Origin of the sequence: Streptomyces sp. cmx-18-6, from assembly GCF_046548915.1 — a bacterium.
Taxonomy (GTDB): Bacteria; Actinomycetota; Actinomycetes; order Streptomycetales; family Streptomycetaceae; genus Streptomyces.
This window is the reverse complement of sequence record NZ_JAEBEP010000010.1, coordinates 105,581-121,530: the sequence shown is the minus strand read 5'-3', so window position 1 is coordinate 121,530 and position 15,950 is coordinate 105,581. Positions and strand designations below refer to the sequence as shown.

The following is a 15,950-nucleotide window of genomic DNA, read 5'->3' as shown; positions in this document are numbered from 1 at the left end:
CCGAATGAACTGCCGGAGCTCACCGAGCGTTCCGCGGGCGCCATCCGCATCGCGCCGCGCGCCGGAATCGTCATCGCCATGGCGGCGTTCCTCGGGCTGGTCGCCTTCTTCTGGCCGTTCCTCGTCGCACCGGGCCGCCTGGGGGCCAACTACGCCCCGCCGCTGATCTTCGGCGTCCTGCTGGTCCTGGTCCTGTGCGTGGTGATCTCCGAGATCGCCGAGGGCGGGATCAACTCCAAGGCGCTGGCGATGCTCGGGGTGCTCTCCGCCGTCAACGCGGCGCTGCGCCCGCTGGGGGCGGGCACGGCGGGCATCGAGACGGTGTTCTTCGTGCTGGTGCTGGCGGGCCGCGTCTACGGTCCGGGCTTCGGCTTCACGCTGGGCTGCACCTCGCTGTTCGCGTCCGCGCTGATCACCGGCGGGGTCGGCCCGTGGATGCCGTACCAGATGTTCGGCTGCGCGTTCGTCGGCATGCTCGCGGGCCTGCTGCCCCGGGCCACGGGCCGCCTGGAGGTGATGATGCTGGCCGTCTACGGGTCGCTCTCCGGGTACCTCTTCGGCTTCCTGCTGAACCTGTCCTTCTGGCCGTTCTCGCTGGACCCGAACAGCTCCATCGCCTACCTTCCCGGCCTGCCCTTCACCGAGCAGTGGCAGCGCTATCTCGCCTTCGACGTGGCGACCTCCCTCGGCTGGGACACCGGGCGGGCCGTCACCAACTTCGTCTGCATCACCCTGGCCGGCCCCGCCGTCCTCACCACGTTCCGCCGGGCCGCCCGCAAGGCCCGGTTCCGCGCCCCGGTGCGCTTCGCCGCCCCGAAGGCCGAGGAGCCTGGATCCGGCGGCCCCGACAGGCCCGGGCCCTCGGTCGTTCCGCCGTCCGCACACCGGAACAGCCACGATGGCCGTACCATATGACCGCCACTTTCCCGCCCGACCCCGAAACGGTTGCAGCGCAGCTTGAGATGCGATAGGCCGACAATATCCGCGAGCCGCGAGCCGCGAGCCGCGAGCCGCGAGCCGCGAGCCGCGAGCCGCGAGCCGCGAGCCGCGAGCCGCGAGCCGCGAGCCGCGAGCCGCGAGCCGCGAGCCGCGAGCCGCGAGCCGCGAGCCGCGAGTGGGCGGTGTGCCCGTAGCCTTTCGGGGTGGCCATGCACGCTAGCCAGCCTCTCCGCGTTCCCGTCGGGACGGACGCCGGGCGGTGGAGCACCTTTCACGGGGAGAAGACCCTGGTCGTAGCGGCCCGTACGGTGACCTCGACCGTCCGGGTCCTCGAATGCCTGCCCGCCCTCCTCCGCGGGGACGGCCGGGTCACCGTCGTCTTCGCCCACGACCCCACGTCCGCGTTCAACGACGGAGTGCTGGACCTGCTGCACGACGCGGGCTGCCGGGTCATCCCCTGGGAGCAGGTGGGCCACGCGGAGCCCGATCTGATCCTCACCGCCAGCGAGAACATCGACGTACCGGACGGCCACTGCCCCGTACTCGTGCTGCCCCACGGCATCGGCTTCCAGAAGAAGGTGCCGGACTCCCGCGCCCCCGGTGACCGGCTGTCAGGAGTCGTGCCGGACAGCCTGCTGGAGTCCGGCCGGGCCTGGCTGGCCATCTCGCACCCCGGCCAGGAGGAGCAACTGCTCTCCTCACACCCCAAGGCGGCCGGACGCACGCTGCTGGTGGGCGACCCGTGCTACGACGAACTGCTGGGCAGCGCGGACCGGGCGGGCTCCTACCGCCGGGCGCTCGGCGTGCCGGACGGGCACCGGCTGGTGGTGCTCAGCTCCACCTGGGGGCCGACGTCGCTGATCGGGCAGGACCCCGGGCTGGCGGCCCGTGTGCTCGCCGCCCTGCCGTACGACGAGTTCCGGGTGGCGGCGATCGTCCATCCCAATGTCTGGTCGGGGCACGGTTCCTGGCAGATCCGCAATCTCCTGGCGCCCGCCCTGGACGCGGGGCTGATGCTCATCCCCCACATCCACGCGTGGCGGTCGGCGCTGGTCGCGGCGGAGGTGGTCGTGGGCGACCACGGGTCGGTGACCCTGTACGGTGCGGCGCTCGGCAAACCGGTCCTGCTGGGGGCCTACGGGAGCGAGGCCGTCCCCGGCACGGCGGTGGCCGCGCTCGGCCGGGCGGCCCCCCGCCTCGACGCGCACGGCGACGTCCGGGAGCAGATCGCGTCCGCCCTCGCCACGCAGCGGCCGGAGCGCTTCGCCACCGTCACCGAGGACGCCTTCGACCGGCCGGGCGGGGCGCTGCCCCGGCTCCGTACCGCGCTCTACGACCTGCTCGGTCTGGCCGAACCGGATCCCGCTCCCCCGCAGGAGCGGTTCCTGGCCGAGCCCGTGGAGACGGGCACGCCGGTCACCTCCTGGAGGGTCACCACGACCGCCGCGCCCGGGCACGGGCCCCATGCGGTGACCGTACGCAGGCAGCCCGCGGCGGTGTCGCGGCAGGGGGAGGACGGGCCGGGCGAGGACAGAGCCGCCGGGCGCTTCCGTCATCTCGCCTGCGACGAGCGGGAGCCGGACCGGCGGGTGGTGGAGAGCGCATCGGTGCTTCTGCGCGGCGCCCCCGCGCCTTCCGCCGCTGTGGGGCTCCGGTGGGTCGGCGAGACCCTGGACCGTCTTCCCGGCTGCCGGCTCGCGGCGACCGCGCTGACCGGGGGCGGCTTTCTCGTGGGGCTGCGGGACGGCCGGATCGTGGAGGCGGCGATGACCGGGCCGACGACGGATCCCGGGCTGCCGGCCGCGGCCGTCTACGCGCTGCTGCGGGCGTCGGCCCCGCTGGGCGACGCCCTGGTCGCCCTGCGGGTCGGGGCGCGTGAACAGGACGTGGCGCTACGGCTGCGCACCTCGCCGACGCCCGGTTCCGCACCCCGCTGAGACGTCCGGCTCACCCCGCCGCTTCGCCTCCCGCGAGCCGCTCCCGCAGCTCCTGCGCGCGAGGGCTGCCCCCGGCCTCGTAGATCTCCAGGGCTCGCTCCAGGTGCGCGCACACCTCCTGGGGGTCGCCCTGCGAGCGCTGCTGGATGTCGGCCAGTGCGACGAGCGCCTGGGCCTCGTAGTGCGTCGCGTCCTGGTCGCGGAGTGCCGCCGCCCCTTCCCTCAGGGCCCGTACCGCCTCGTCCGTCTCGCCGAGGTGGTCGTGGGCGAGGCCGATGGCCACATCGACCCGGGCCGCCATCCGCAGGTCCTCGCGGGCCAGGAGCTGTTCGTGGGCTCCGCGCAGGGTGTCCAGGGCCTCGCGGGGGTTCCCGGCCGCGTCCTGGGCGCAGCCGAGGAAGTAGGCCGCTATCGCGGCGCCCCGGCCTTCGTTCCCGGCGGTGTTGAGGTCGAGGGCGCTGCGGTAGGCCGCCATGGCCCGGACCGGATCGGTGCGCTCCCAGTGGCGTCCGGAGAACTCCTGCACGGAGGCGCGGACGACCAGGTCGCCGGAGACCTCGGCACAAGCCTGTGCGGTGTCCAGTTCGCGCCGGGCGGCCTCGTACTCACCGAGATCCATCAACGGGCGTGACAGGAGGCTGCGCAGCCGCGCCTCGGCCGCGGGGGCCAATGCCTCGGCTGCGGCGGCCGCCCCGATTTCGAGCGACTCCCGCCAGTCGCCGAGGTGCCGGTGGTGCAGGAAGAGGACCGTGAACGCCTCCGCCAGCTGCCACACCTCCGTCTGCAGCGTCTCCTCCCGCGCGGCGGCCCGCAGCACACCGAGGATGTTGCGGTGCTCGGCCTCCAGCCAGTCCACGGGCCGGGGCGCGCCCGGCGCGGCGAAGGGGTCGGGGACGGTGGAGAGCAGTCGGCCGAGGTCGGCGATCCGCAGCCGGTCCAGCCGGATCGCCCGGTCGGCGAGGGCGGTGAGGGCCAGGTAGTGCAGGGTCACCCGCCGCAGGAGGGCGGTCCGCTCGGCCGGCCCCTCCTCCTCCGTCGCCCGGTCGTCGGCGTGCAGCCGTACGAGGTCGTGGAAGCGGAAGCGGCCGTCCGGCGTCTCCTCCAGGAGGCTGGCGCCGGTCAGCGCTTCCAGGGCTTCGGCGGCGCGGTGCGGGTCCAGGCCCGCCGCCACCGCGGCGACTCCGGCGTCGAAGGTGGCCCCCGGGTGCCAGCCCATCAGGCGGTAGAGGCGGGCCGGTTCCGGGGCGAGTTCGCGGTAGACGAGATCGAATGCGGCGGCCACGGACCGTTCCTTTCCGAGGGACATTCCTGCGAGTCGGCGCGGCTCGGCGGCCAGCTCCGCCGCGAGCGCCGCCAGGGTGAGACGGGGCCGGGCCTCCAGCCGCCCGGCGACCACGTGCAGCGCCACCGGCAGCCCTTCGCAGAGCTCCACCAGGCGCTCCGCCGAAGCCGGGTCGGCGGCGACCTTCTCCGCCCCGCACCGCTCGCCGAGCAACTCCAGGGCGCTGTCCCGGTCGAGCGGCTCCACGGCCATCAACCGGGCCCCGTCGTGGACGAGTTCCCCGAGCCCGCTGCCGCCGGCCACCACGAGGAAGCTGCCCTTCCCCTTCGGGATCAGCGCGGCGGCCTGTCCGGGGTCGGAGACGTTGTCCAGGAAGATCAGCAGCCGCCGGTCGGCGGACAGGCTCCGCAGGAGCCGGACCCGGTCCGCGAACGAGGCCGGAATGTAGGCGTCGTCGACGCCGAGGGATCTCAGGCAGCACCGGACGGCCTCGGAGACGTCGGCTCCCGCGCTCTCGCCCCGCAGGCTCGCGAAGTCCACATAGATCTGTCCGCCCGGGAACCGCTCCCGCCCCCGTTCCGCCCAGTGGGCCACCAGCGCGGTCTTGCCCACGCCGGGCGGCCCGTGCAGCGCGGCGAAACCGACGCCGGCGCCGTGCTCCCGGGGCGCAAGCCAGCCGTCCAGGGCGGCGAGGTTCTGGGTCCGGTTGACGAACCGCACCATCAGTGGCGGGATCTCGTCGGGTGTGACCCGCAGACCGGTCGGGGGCGCCTGCTGGACGGTGTACGTGATGCCGCCGTGGATCGTGGCGGCCTGCACGACCGGGCCGTGGATGGTGCCGGACAGGTCGTTGCGCGCGGCGATGTGCCCGGGCCGGTGGCCGCCGGGGCCCGGGGTGTTCACGCGGTGCCCGGTTCCGGCCGGGGCGCTGCCGTGCCCCCGCCGGTGAAGGTCAGTCCGGAGATGTCGTTCCCCTGGATCACCTGGCCGTAATAGGTTCCCCCGTTGGTGCTGTTGTTGACCGTGACGGTCGGGCCGGGGGCCTGGTGGGGGGCCAGTTCGTCCAGCAGGGCCCTGAGCTCTCCGGCGGCCTCCGGGTTGTCGCGCAGGGCCCTGCGGAGCCTGACCCGCCATGCGGCCGCGATGTCCTCGGCGCTGTCCTCGTCGCCGCTGCGACGCGCCGCGATCAGGTCCTCGCGGGACTCCTCCAGCTCGGCGTCGACGGCCTCGCTGTCCTCGCCCCGCGCCAGGAACCGGGCCAGCCGCCCCCGTGCCTGCGACCATGCCTCGGTCGCCATCAGCCCCACGAACGTCGTCGCACCCGATGCCGCCAGTGCCGTCAACTCGGCTTCCATCGGCCCCCCTCCGTCTCACCCGTCACCGTACGGGCACATGACCCGCCGCTGGTGCAACCGTAGAGAGCGAAGGGTCCCATCGGAAGCGGAATCGGGGGCGCGGCGCGGTGCAGTTCCAGCCATGCAGGCCGGGCCCGGGCCGGCCCACGGCGTACGGTGCCGGACAGCGGTGTTCCGGCCGGGCGGCCCGGTCAGGAGTGCCGCCGCCACCGCCAGGTGCACAGAGCGAGGGACGTACGCGTTCCCGTGGTCATCCCCGGTCCGGTCTGCGGGAGGGACGACACCAGGAGCACGGCACAGGCGGCCCCGGTCCACAGGAGGCGCGCCCGCCGGGTGAACGGTTCGAGGACCGCCGGCAGCCCCCAGCCCGGCGGGGAGATCAGCAGCGCGATCACCACGACCGGTGACAGGCCGACGTCCAGTGTCTCCCCCGCCGGGTCGGTGATCCGCAGCCGGTGGCCGGGGAACGGTTCGGTGACGAGCCGGACGAGGGCGGGGGCCAGAAGGGCCGCGAGGACCGTGGCGGCGCGGCGACGCCGGACGGAGGTCGTCATCGCTCGCCCTCCGCCGTACGGGAGAGCACGCCGTGGAGCAAGACCTCCGCCAACCGCCGTTTCGAGCCGCGCCGACGCCGGAGGCAACCGTGAACGGTCCGGGCGCGTGATGATGGATGAGGGGCAGCGACGCGGCAGCGTTCCGCCGGGGCGGCCGGCCGATTGCCCCGGAAGGGCGGTCGCCATGTCCGCAGCCGGAGTGAGAACGTCCGCCGCGGCGCTGCTCGCCGTGCTCCTCCTGATCGTCGCCGGGGCCGGGTGCACCGGTGGCGACGGTTCGGGGCGCGCGCCCCGCAGCAGCGACCCGGCCGGCACGGCGGCGGGTGCGAAGGTGCTCGCCGTGAAGATCGACAACGTGGCCCCGGCCCGTCCGCAGACCGGGCTGGAGCGGGCGGACGTCGTCTACGTGGAGCAGGTGGAGGCCGGTCTCAGCCGGATCCTCGCCGTCTACTCCTCCGACCTGCCGCCGGTCATCGGCCCCGTCCGCAGCGCGCGGGAGACCGATCTGGAGCTGCTGCGCCAGTTCGACCGGCCGACGCTCGCCTTCTCGGGGGCGCAGAGCAAGCTCCTCCCGGCCATCGACCGTGCGCCGCTCGACGCCGTACCGCCCTCGGTCGCGCCCCGGGCGTACTTCCGGGGGTCCGAGCGGCCCGCCCCGCACAATCTGTATCTGCGGCCGGAGAGGATCCCGTACACCGCCTCCGGGACCGAAGCCGTCGAGGCGCTGGGGCTGAGGTTCGGCCCGCCGCCGCCCGGCGGGAGGGCCGAGGACAGCCGTACGGTCCGGTTCCCGTCCGCGCGCACCGCCTTCACCTGGTCCGCCGAGCGCGAGAGATGGCTCGTCGCCCTGGACGGGACCCCCGCCCGCACGAGCGAGGGAGAGCCGCTCGGGGCCGCCACGGTGATCGTGCAGGACGTCACCGTACGCCCGTCGACCTACGGCGACCGGTCCGGGAACAACACGCCGTTCACCGAGACCGTGGGCTCGGGTTCCGCGCTGGTCCTGCGCGACGGCAAGGCGTACGAGGCGCGGTGGACGCGCTCCGGCGCGGACGCGGACACCGCGTTCACCACACCGGACGGCGAGCGGATCGACCTGGCCTCCGGGCCGCTCTGGATCGTGTACGAGCCGCGCTGATCCCCCTCAGCGCGGCCCGGGCCGCCGGCGGTGGCCCGGGCCGCGCGTCGGGGAAGGGCTACTGCCAGACCTTGACGTAGTCGACGCTCAGCTTCTGCGGGAAGCGGGTGGTGGCGTCCGGCGAACCGGGCCAGTCGCCGCCGACCGCGTTGTTGAGGATCAGGAAGAAGTCGTGGTCGAACACCCAGGGCCCCCGGGTGCGCTCCAGCTCCTCCTTGTCGACCCGGTGCGTCACCCGGCCGTCGACCCGGAACGTCATGCCCTTGCTGTCCCAGTCCACGGCGAAGGTGTGGAAGGCGTCGGCGAAGTTCGCGCCGCCGGGCAGCGAGTAGGGCGCTCCATAGCCGGCCGCGCCGTTGTACGCGGGTGCGTGCAGCGTCGAGTAGGTCGTGGCGGGCTCCTTGCCGACGTGCTCCATGATGTCGATCTCACCGGTGTAGGGCCATGGGCGGCCCTTGTCGAAGTAGTCCGCGCCGAGCATCCAGAACGCGGGCCAGAGCCCCTGCGTGCCGGAGACCTTGATGCGCGCCTCGACCCGGCCGTAGGTGAACTGGAACCTGCCGTAGGTGTTGAGCCGCGCCGAGGTGTACTGGCAGGTGGTGCTGCCGCTCAGCGGGTCGCGCGGGCAGGACGAGCCGGGGGTCGGCTCGCGGCGGGCCTCCAGGACGAGGGAGCCGTTGCCGTCCTGTGCGGCGTTCTTGTTGTTGGTGTAGTACTCCAGCTCGTTGTTGGGGCCGGTGCCCGTCTCCGGGACCCACTTGGCCGGGTCGGGGGCGGCTCCGGCGGGGCCGTTGAACTCGTCGCTGAAGACCAGCCGGTCGTACGTGGGGTCGGCGGGCGGCGGCGGTGCGGGGATCGGGGCCCCGCCGGTGCCCCAGACCTGGAACTCCCAGAGCGAGTAGCCGTATTGACCGCTGCGCTGGGTGGCGTACAGCCGGATGTGCCGGCCGGAGCCGGTGACGTTCAGCGTCTCCTTGAAGCCGGTGCCGGAGGCGGTCTGGTGGATCGTCCTCCAGTCGGCGCCGTTGTCGGAGACCTCGATCCGGTAGGCCCGGGCGTGGGCCGGGTCCCATTGGAGGACCACCCGGTGGATCTCGGCGCGCGCGCCGAGGTCGACGGCGATCCAGCCGGGGTCGCTCCAGCCGCCCTCGGGGCTGGTGGCCCAGCGGCTCGCGGGGTCGCGGTCGAAAGCCTTGGCCGGGGTGCACTCCCAGCACGTGCCGTCGTGCTGCGAGGTGGAGGCGGACCCGGGCCTGCCGTACGAGAGCAGGACGTCGCCCCCGGGGCCGGTGCCGCCGGTGGCGGAGTAGACCTGGAACTCGTGGAGGGAGTAGCCCCACGGGGTGGCGCGCTGGGCGCCGAGCAGCCGGATGTACCGGCCGGTCCCCGAGACGGTCAGGGTCTCGACGCCGCCGGAGCCGGTGGTGGTGGAGTGGATCGTCGTCCACTGCTGCCCGTCGCCGGACAGCTCGATCCGGTAGCTCTTGGCGTACGCGGCCTCCCAGTTGAGGACGACCTGGCCGACCGCGGTGCTCGTGCCGAGGTCGATACGGATCCACTGGTCGTCGGTGAAGGCGCTGGACCAGCGTGTCGCCGGATCGCCGTCCACGGCGTTGGCGACGGCGAAGGGGCCTTCGGTGCTGGAGGCGGTGGCCGGTCTCCCCTGGGAGACGAGGACGGGCGCGGCGAGGGCCCGGTCCGGGGCGAGGGCCACCGAGAGAGTGAACAGAAGGGCCACCGCGGCCATGACGGCCAGGGCGCCTCGCAGCCGTGGGGTACCACGGGCATCCATACGGACTCCTTGCTCTGCGACGGGGTCAGGGCCGAGAGAGCGCTCCCCCGCAGTGCGGAGCGTGGCGGGAGTCGCGCGAACCGTCAAGTGGGTGCGGGGCAGTCGGTGCGGGCGTCGACCGGCGTACGCCGACCCCGCCACTTCGGCGAGGACGCCAACTGCCCTTCCTCGTTCAGGAGATGAAACGTCTCACCCCTTCGACGACCGAAGGCGGCGATCCTGTGCACAACTCTTGACGTGGCGGAAACGCGGGAGAATCATTCCGGTACCGAGAGAGCGCTCTCTCCTTCCCGGAGGAGCTCGCACCCGCCCCCGTCTCCACCCCCGCACTCATGACAGTTCAGGAGATCAGGACATGTCAGTTGCCCCCGTCAGACCCTCGCGGCCCCCGATGGCCGCACTCCACCGATGGCGCGGTCTCGGCATCGCGCTGGTGACCGCCCTGGTCGCGGCCCTGCTGGGCGTGGCGCAGGCCACCCCGGCGCAGGCGGCGCCCGTCCTGCTCTCCCAGGGCAGCGCGGTGACCGCCTCCAGCCAGGAGAACGGCGGCACGGCCGCGGCCAACGCGGTCGACGGCGACAGCGGAACCCGCTGGTCCAGCGCGTTCTCCGACCCGCAGTGGATACGGATCGACCTCGGCTCCCCGGCCGCCCTCAGCCGGGTCGAGCTGGCCTGGGAGGCCGCGTACGCCCGGAGCTACCGCATCGAGCTCTCCACCAACGGCAGCACCTGGAGAGACGCGTACAGCACCACCGCCGGCCAGGGCGGCAACGAGACGCTGAGCATCTCGGGCGAGGCCCGTTACGTACGCCTGACCGGCACCCAGCGCGCCACCGGATACGGCTACTCGCTCTGGGAGTTCAAGGTCTTCGGTACGCGGGACGGCGGCGGCCCGCAGATTCCCGGCGGCGGCGACCTCGGACCCAACGTCCACGTCTTCGACCCGTCCACGCCGAACATCCAGGGCAAGGTCGACGAGATCTTCCGGCAGCAGGAGTCCGCGCAGTTCGGCAACGGCCGGCACGCGCTGCTCTTCAAGCCCGGCACGTACAACAACCTGAACGCGCAGATCGGGTTCTACACCCAGATCGCGGGCCTCGGGCTCCACCCGAACGACACCACGTTCAACGGCGATGTGACGGTCGACGCGGGCTGGTTCAACGGCAACGCCACCCAGAACTTCTGGCGCTCGGCGGAGAACCTGACCCTCAACCCGGTCTCCGGCACCAACCGCTGGGCGGTCTCCCAGGCCGCGCCCTTCCGCCGTATGCACATCAAGGGCGGACTCAACCTCGCGCCGGACGGTTACGGCTGGGCCAGCGGCGGCTACATCGCCGACAGCAAGATCGACGGCACCGTGGGACCGTACTCCCAGCAGCAGTGGTACACCCGCGACAGCTCGGTCGGCGGCTGGACCAACGCCGTCTGGAACATGACGTTCTCCGGCGTCCAGGGCGCTCCCGCGACGAGCTACCCGAACCCGCCGTACACCACGCTGGACACCACTCCGATCTCCCGCGAGAAGCCGTTCCTGTACCTCGACGGCAACGAGTACAAGGTGTTCGTCCCGGCGAAGCGCGTCAACGCGCGCGGCGTCTCCTGGGACGGTGGAACCCAGCAGGGCGAGTCCATCCCGCTGAACCGCTTCTACGTCGTCAAGCAGGGCGCGACCGCGGCGACGATCAACGCGGCGCTCGCCCAGGGCCTCAACCTGCTGTTCACGCCCGGGGTCTACCACATCGACCAGACCATCAACGTGAACCGCGCCGACACCGTCGTCCTGGGTCTCGGCCTCGCGACGATCATCCCGGACAACGGCGTGACCGCGATGAAGGTCGCCGACGTCGACGGGGTGAAGCTGGCCGGCTTCCTCATCGACGCCGGTCCCGTCAACTCGCCCACCCTGCTGGAGGTCGGCCCGCAGGGCTCGTCGGCCGACCACTCGGCCAACCCCACCACCGTGCAGGACGTGTTCATCCGCATCGGCGGCGCGGGCCCCGGCAAGGCGACCACCAGCCTGGTGGTCAACAGCGACGACACGATCATCGACCACACGTGGGTGTGGCGGGCGGACCACGGCGAGGGCTGGGGCTGGGAGACCAACCGCGCCGACTACGGAGTCCGCGTCAACGGCGACGACGTCCTGGCCACCGGGCTGTTCGTGGAGCACTTCAACAAGTACGACGTGGAGTGGTACGGCGAACGGGGCCGCACGATCTTCTTCCAGAACGAGAAGGCGTACGACGCCCCCAATCAGGCCGCCATCCAGAACGGCAGCACGAAGGGCTACGCGGCCTACCGGGTCGACGACTCGGTCCAGCAGCACGAGGGCTGGGGCATGGGCAGCTACTGCTACTACAACGTCGACCCGACCATCGTCCAGGAACACGGCTTCAAGGCACCGGTGAAACCGGGCGTGAAGTTCCACAACCTGCTGGTCGTCTCCCTAGGCGGCAACGGCCAGTACCAGCACGTGATCAACAACATCGGCTCCCCCACCTCGGGAACGTCGACGATCCCCTCGACCGTCGTCAACTTCCCCTGATCCCGGCGATGTGAGACCGGTGAGCCGGTCCGGTGCCCGGCGGCCCGGACCGGCTCACCCCGGTGGCGCAGTCCGCGCACCGCTGAGCCGGACAACCGCTCCGCAGCGCGCGGCGGATCCGTCTCACGAGCGTCGAGTGGCGGGCCTCAGCGGCCCGCCACTCGGCAGCGCGCCCTACGGCTGCACCACGATCTTCCGCCCGATGCCCGCCTTGAACTGGTCGATCGCCTGCGCGTACCGCTCCAGCGGCAGCCGGTCGCTGATGAAGACCGCCGGATCCAGCACCCCGCCGGCGAAGAGCGCGGCGGCCCGCTCGTAGCTGTGCAGCACCGCCATCGAGCCGGTGATGGTGATCTCCTGGTTGTAGATCCGGTACGGCTCGATGACCGCGGTGGCGGCGTAGTCGGCCACCCCGAACTGGAGGAAGGTGCCGCCCTTGGCGACCCGCCCCAGGCCGTCCTGGATGGCCGCGGCGTTGCCGGTGGCGTCGACGACCACGTCCCAGCCGCCCGGGCGGTCGAGCTCCTCGGCCCGGGCGGCCGCTCCCGTGCAGCCGAGAAGCGTCGCGGTCCGAAGGCGCTGCGGGTTGACGTCGAGGACGTCGACCGATGCCGCGCCCGTGCGTTTGGCCAGCTCCAGCATCATCAGGCCCATCGTTCCGGAGCCGTAGATCAGCACCTCGGCGCCCAGGTTGCCCTTCAGGACGTCGTAGCCGCGTACCGCGCAGGAGAGCGGTTCGATCAGGGCCGCGTCCCGCACGTCGACGTGTTCGGGCAGCTTGACGCAGTTGGCGACCGGGGCGCGGGCGAACTCGGCCGCCCCGCCGGGGACGGTGACGCCGATCGCGGCCCAGTTGTCGCAGAGGTTGCCCCGGCCCGAGCGGCAGTAGCGGCACTCGTGGCAGTGCAGGGAGGGGTCCACGGCCACCTTGTCGCCGAGGGCGAGCTCGGTGACGTCCGCGCCCACGGCGACGATCTCGCCGGCGAACTCATGGCCGGGAACGATCGGCAGGGTGGGGGCGAACTCCCCCTGGAGGATGTGCAGATCGGTTCCGCACAGACCGCAGGACGCCACCTTCACGATCACGTCACGCCGGCCGGGCGCGGGGTCCTCGACCGTGGTGACGGACACCTTGCCGGGGGCTTCGACGATGGCTGCCCTCATTTGACTGCTCCCAGGGAGAGGCCCTGGACCAGTTTGTCCTGGGCGGCGTAGCCGGCGGCGAGCACCGGCAGGGACACGACCACCGACGCCGCGCACAGCTGGGCGAGGAAGAGGCCCTGGCTGGTGACGAAGGTGGTCAGGTGGACGGGTGCGGTACCGGCGACGACACCGGTCAGCACCCGGGCGAACAACAGCTCGTTCCAGCTGAAGATGAAGCAGATCAGCGCCGTGGCGGCGATGCCGGGGGCGGCGATGGGGGCGACGACCCGGCTCAGCACGGTGGGCAGCCGGGCCCCGTCGACCTGGGCCGCCTCGATGACGGAGACGGGGACGTCCGCGAGGAAGGACTGCATCATCCACACGGCGATCGGCAGGTTCATCGAGGTGTAGAGGAGGACGAGCAGCCAGATGTTGTCCAGGAGCCCGGTGTTCTTCGCGAACAGGTAGACCGGCAGGAGCCCCGCGACCACCGGCAGCATCTTGGTGGAGAGGAAGAAGAACATCACGTCCGTCCACTTGCGCACCCGCCGGATGGCGAGCGCGTAGGCGGCGGGCAGCGCCAGCAGGAGCACCAGGAGGGTCGAGAACAGCGATGCCGTGAGGGAGTTGACCAGCGGGGGCCAGGGGGTCGGTCCGCCCCCGCCGCCGAAGAACGTCCGGTAGCCGTCGAGCGTGAGCGCGGCGGCGAGGGAGGGCGGGTTGGTCGCCGCGTCGGCCTCCGCGTGGAAGGAGGTCAGCACCATCCACAGGGCCGGCAGGCAGAAGACGAGGCCCACGGCCCAGGCGGTCAGGCCGAGTGCGGTGGAGCGCCTGCGGGCCCGGCCGGCCGGGCGGGTGGCCTTCGCGGCGGTGGTGCGGGGCGGTGTCGCGGTCGAGGCGCTCATGCGCGGCTCGCCTCCTCACGGAAGAGGGAGGAGACCACCCGGAGCGCGAAGGTCGCGATGATCACGGTGCCGATCACCACGACCACGCCCGCGGCGGACGCCAGTCCGTATTCGTGGGCCCGGTAGAAGGTCTCGTAGACGGTGTACGGGAGGTTGGCGGTGCCGAGGCCGCCGGCGGTGATGGTGAACACGGCGTCGAAGTTCTGCACGATGTACACCGACCCCAGCAGCACGCCGAGTTCGAGGTAGCGGCGCAGATGCGGCAGGGTCAGGAAGCGGAACATCTGCCAGGGGCCCGCGCCGTCCAGCCTGGCCGCCTCCATCATCTCGGCGGGACGGCTCTGGAGCCCGGCCAGCAGGATCAGCATCATGAACGGCGTCCACTGCCAGATCAGGGCCGCCTCCACGGCGATCAGCGGCATCTGGGACGTCCACTCCGGCTGGGCGATCCCCTCGATGCCGAACAGGTTCCCGAACCAGGTCAGCAGCCCGTTGAAGAGCCCGTACTCGGGGTTGTACAGCGCGTGCTTCCACAGCAGGGCGGCGGAGACCGGCACGATCAGGAACGGGGTGATGAGCAGGGTCCGCACGACGCCCCGGCCGAAGAACGTGCGGTCCAGCAGCAGGGCGAAGGCCAGGCCGAGGACGACGCTGACGATCACCACGGAGGCGGTGAGCACGACCGTCGTCAGGACCGATTCGCGCAGGGCGGGGTCGGTGAAGACGGAGGCGTAGTTGGACAGGCCGGTGAAGTGGCGCTTGTCCGGCTTGAGCGAGTTCCAGTCGAAGAAGGAGATCACCAGCGTTGCCACGAAGGGCAGTTGGGTGATCACGATCAGGAAGACGAGTGCGGGCAGGAGGGGTGCGCGGGTTGCCCACGCCCGCGCTCTGCTGCCGGAGCGGCCCTTGGCGGGCGGGGCGGGGCGGGCCTCGGGCGGCCTGACGGCGGTGTCGGTCATCGGTACTCCTCCGCGACCTTCTCGGCCAGCTTCTGGGAGGCGGCGAGTGCGGCGTCCACCGACTGGCGGCCCGCTATGGCGGCGCTGATCTCCTGCGCCACCTTGGTGCCCAGGTCGGTGAACTCCGGTACGCCGACGAACTGGATGCCCGCTGTGGGGCGCGGCTGGGTGCCGGGGTTCTTCGGGTCGGCCTCGGAGATGGCGCGTTCGGTGACGTCGGCGAACGCCCCTGCTTCCCTGCGGTAGTCGGGGTGGGCGTACGTGGACGCGCGTTTGCCGGCGGGCACGTTGGCCCAGCCGCTCGTCCTCCCGACCAGTTCCTCGTACTCCTTGCCGGACGCCCAGGAGATGAAATCCCAGGCGTCGTCCGCCTTCTTGGTCGCGTTCTGCATGCCCCAGGCCCAGGTGTAGAGCCAGCCGGAGCTCCTGGTCCGCTCGACGGGAGCCGGCACGTAGCCGATCCTGCCCTTCACCGGGGAGCCCTTCGCCTCCAGCGATCCGGCGCCGGCGGTGGCGTCGTACCACATGGCGGACTTGCCCTGGGTCATGTTGTTGAGGCACTCGGCGTATCCGGACTGCGGTGCGCCGAGTTCTCCGTGCTCGCGCACCAGGTCGACGTAGAACTTGGTCGCCTTCGTGAACTCCGGTGAGGTCAGCTGCGGTTGCCAGTCCTCGGTGAACCAGGTGCCGCCCATGGTGTTGACGACGGTGGTGAGCGGGGCGATGACCTCGCCCCAGCCGGGCAGCCCGCGCAGGCAGATGCCCTTCATCCCGCGCCGCGATCCGTCGGTCTTCGCGGCGAGTTCCGCGACCTGCTGCCAGGTCGGCCGGTCGGGCATGGTGAGCCCTTCCCGCTCGAAGACGTCCTTGCGGTACATCAGGAAGGACGACTCGCCGTAGAAGGGCTGGGCGTAGAGCTTGCCGTCCTCGGCGGTCAGCGACTCGCGCAGCGGCGGCAGGATGTCCTGCTGGTCGAAGCCGGGGTCGCCGTCCACGTAGTGGTCCAGCGGGTGGAGCCAGCCGTTCTGCGCGAAGAACGGCAGCTCGAAGTTGCTGATGGTGGCGATGTCGTACTGGCCGGCCTGGTTGGAGAAGTCCTGGCTGATCTTGTCGCGGACGTCGTTCTCGGGCAGCACCGTGAAGTGGACGGTGATGCCGGTCTCCTTGGTGAAGTGCGCCCGGGTCAGCTTCTGGAGCTCGACCATCTGCGGGTTGTTCACCATCAGTACGTTGAGCGCGTCTCCGCCCCCGAAGGAGGTCCCGCCCGCTCCGGCGCAGCCGGCGGCGAGGAGGGCGAGAGCCGCGGCCGCCGCGCCGGCGCGCGGCAGGCGGCGTGGTCGGTGGCGTCGGCGGGGGTGATGGCGCATGGGGACTCCTGATCAGTCGTAGCGGCTCGGTGAT

General features: G+C 72.1%; 12 protein-coding genes. 4 read left to right on the top strand and 8 right to left on the bottom strand.

Features of this window, described 5'->3' with window-relative positions; all coding sequences use genetic code 11:
• Positions 1-9 precede the first annotated feature (9 nt).
• Both ACLJPL_RS23390 and ACLJPL_RS23385 read left to right on the top strand, forming a co-directional pair.
• Positions 10-915: an ECF transporter S component gene (locus tag ACLJPL_RS23390; RefSeq protein WP_411083018.1), complete on the top strand. Its 906-nt coding sequence runs from the start codon at positions 10-12 to the stop codon at positions 913-915.
• A 233-nt stretch (positions 916-1,148) separates the two neighbouring features.
• Positions 1,149-2,876 carry a hypothetical protein gene (locus ACLJPL_RS23385; RefSeq protein WP_411083017.1) on the top strand — a complete coding sequence of 576 codons (1,728 nt, stop codon included), beginning with the start codon at positions 1,149-1,151 and terminating at the stop codon, positions 2,874-2,876.
• Between the two features lie 10 nt (positions 2,877-2,886).
• On the opposite strand, the gene ACLJPL_RS23380 is transcribed toward ACLJPL_RS23385, so the two are convergent.
• The 3 genes from ACLJPL_RS23380 to ACLJPL_RS23370 all read right to left on the bottom strand — a co-directional run bounded on the left by ACLJPL_RS23380 (position 2,887) and on the right by ACLJPL_RS23370 (position 6,067).
• The gene (locus tag ACLJPL_RS23380; RefSeq protein WP_411082861.1) at positions 2,887-5,061 is read right to left on the bottom strand and encodes an NB-ARC domain-containing protein; all 2,175 of its coding nucleotides are present in this window, start codon (positions 5,059-5,061) and stop codon (positions 2,887-2,889) included.
• Complete coding sequence (locus ACLJPL_RS23375; RefSeq protein WP_411082860.1) at positions 5,058-5,513, bottom strand: hypothetical protein; 456 nt, start codon at positions 5,511-5,513, stop codon at positions 5,058-5,060. Before ACLJPL_RS23375 ends, ACLJPL_RS23380 begins: the two co-directional genes overlap by 4 nt.
• Before the next feature lie 191 nt (positions 5,514-5,704).
• Complete coding sequence (locus ACLJPL_RS23370) at positions 5,705-6,067, bottom strand: DUF6069 family protein (RefSeq protein WP_411082859.1); 363 nt, start codon at positions 6,065-6,067, stop codon at positions 5,705-5,707.
• Between the two features lie 184 nt (positions 6,068-6,251).
• Here ACLJPL_RS23370 and ACLJPL_RS23365 point away from each other — a divergent pair, with 184 nt between their 5' ends.
• Positions 6,252-7,205: a DUF3048 domain-containing protein gene (locus tag ACLJPL_RS23365; protein ID WP_411082858.1), complete on the top strand. Its 954-nt coding sequence runs from the start codon at positions 6,252-6,254 to the stop codon at positions 7,203-7,205.
• A gap of 58 nt (positions 7,206-7,263) precedes the next feature.
• On the opposite strand, the gene ACLJPL_RS23360 is transcribed toward ACLJPL_RS23365, so the two are convergent.
• The gene (locus ACLJPL_RS23360) at positions 7,264-8,997 is read right to left on the bottom strand and encodes a discoidin domain-containing protein (protein WP_411082857.1); all 1,734 of its coding nucleotides are present in this window, start codon (positions 8,995-8,997) and stop codon (positions 7,264-7,266) included.
• 355 nt (positions 8,998-9,352) lie between these two features.
• On the opposite strand from ACLJPL_RS23360, the gene ACLJPL_RS23355 reads away from it, so the two are divergent.
• Positions 9,353-11,542 (top strand): discoidin domain-containing protein, encoded by a 2,190-nt coding sequence (locus ACLJPL_RS23355; protein ID WP_411082856.1) that lies wholly within the window; start codon positions 9,353-9,355, stop codon positions 11,540-11,542.
• A gap of 174 nt (positions 11,543-11,716) precedes the next feature.
• Here the strand turns inward: ACLJPL_RS23355 and ACLJPL_RS23350 are convergent, their stop codons facing one another.
• From ACLJPL_RS23350 to ACLJPL_RS23335, 4 genes are read right to left on the bottom strand one after another with little or no spacing between them, the layout of a single operon-like run.
• Positions 11,717-12,706 carry a zinc-dependent alcohol dehydrogenase family protein gene (locus ACLJPL_RS23350; RefSeq protein WP_411082855.1) on the bottom strand — a complete coding sequence of 330 codons (990 nt, stop codon included), beginning with the start codon at positions 12,704-12,706 and terminating at the stop codon, positions 11,717-11,719.
• Positions 12,703-13,590, bottom strand: coding sequence for a carbohydrate ABC transporter permease (locus ACLJPL_RS23345; protein ID WP_411082854.1), 888 nt, complete (start codon positions 13,588-13,590; stop codon positions 12,703-12,705). Before ACLJPL_RS23345 ends, ACLJPL_RS23350 begins: the two co-directional genes overlap by 4 nt.
• Positions 13,587-14,549, bottom strand: a complete 963-nt coding sequence (locus ACLJPL_RS23340; RefSeq protein WP_411082853.1) for a carbohydrate ABC transporter permease — start codon at positions 14,547-14,549, stop codon at positions 13,587-13,589. The genes ACLJPL_RS23345 and ACLJPL_RS23340 overlap by 4 nt, the downstream gene beginning before the upstream one ends.
• Positions 14,546-15,916: an ABC transporter substrate-binding protein gene (locus tag ACLJPL_RS23335; RefSeq protein WP_411082852.1), complete on the bottom strand. Its 1,371-nt coding sequence runs from the start codon at positions 15,914-15,916 to the stop codon at positions 14,546-14,548. Before ACLJPL_RS23335 ends, ACLJPL_RS23340 begins: the two co-directional genes overlap by 4 nt.
• Between the last annotated feature and the right edge of the window lie 34 nt (positions 15,917-15,950).

Bases quoted from the DNA above. Each gene is read 5' to 3' on its own strand.
- ACLJPL_RS23385 (WP_411083017.1), top strand. From the start codon at position 1,149: ATGCACGCTAGCCAGCCTCTCCGCGTTCCCGTCGGGACGGACGCCGGG.
- ACLJPL_RS23375 (WP_411082860.1), bottom strand. From the start codon at position 5,513: ATGGAAGCCGAGTTGACGGCACTGGCGGCATCGGGTGCGACGACGTTC.
- ACLJPL_RS23370 (WP_411082859.1), bottom strand. From the start codon at position 6,067: ATGACGACCTCCGTCCGGCGTCGCCGCGCCGCCACGGTCCTCGCGGCC.
- ACLJPL_RS23365 (WP_411082858.1), top strand. From the start codon at position 6,252: ATGTCCGCAGCCGGAGTGAGAACGTCCGCCGCGGCGCTGCTCGCCGTG.
- ACLJPL_RS23360 (WP_411082857.1), bottom strand. From the start codon at position 8,997: ATGGATGCCCGTGGTACCCCACGGCTGCGAGGCGCCCTGGCCGTCATG.
- ACLJPL_RS23355 (WP_411082856.1), top strand. From the start codon at position 9,353: ATGTCAGTTGCCCCCGTCAGACCCTCGCGGCCCCCGATGGCCGCACTC.
- ACLJPL_RS23350 (WP_411082855.1), bottom strand. From the start codon at position 12,706: ATGAGGGCAGCCATCGTCGAAGCCCCCGGCAAGGTGTCCGTCACCACG.
- ACLJPL_RS23345 (WP_411082854.1), bottom strand. From the start codon at position 13,590: ATGAGCGCCTCGACCGCGACACCGCCCCGCACCACCGCCGCGAAGGCC.
- ACLJPL_RS23340 (WP_411082853.1), bottom strand. From the start codon at position 14,549: ATGACCGACACCGCCGTCAGGCCGCCCGAGGCCCGCCCCGCCCCGCCC.
- ACLJPL_RS23335 (WP_411082852.1), bottom strand. From the start codon at position 15,916: ATGCGCCATCACCCCCGCCGACGCCACCGACCACGCCGCCTGCCGCGC.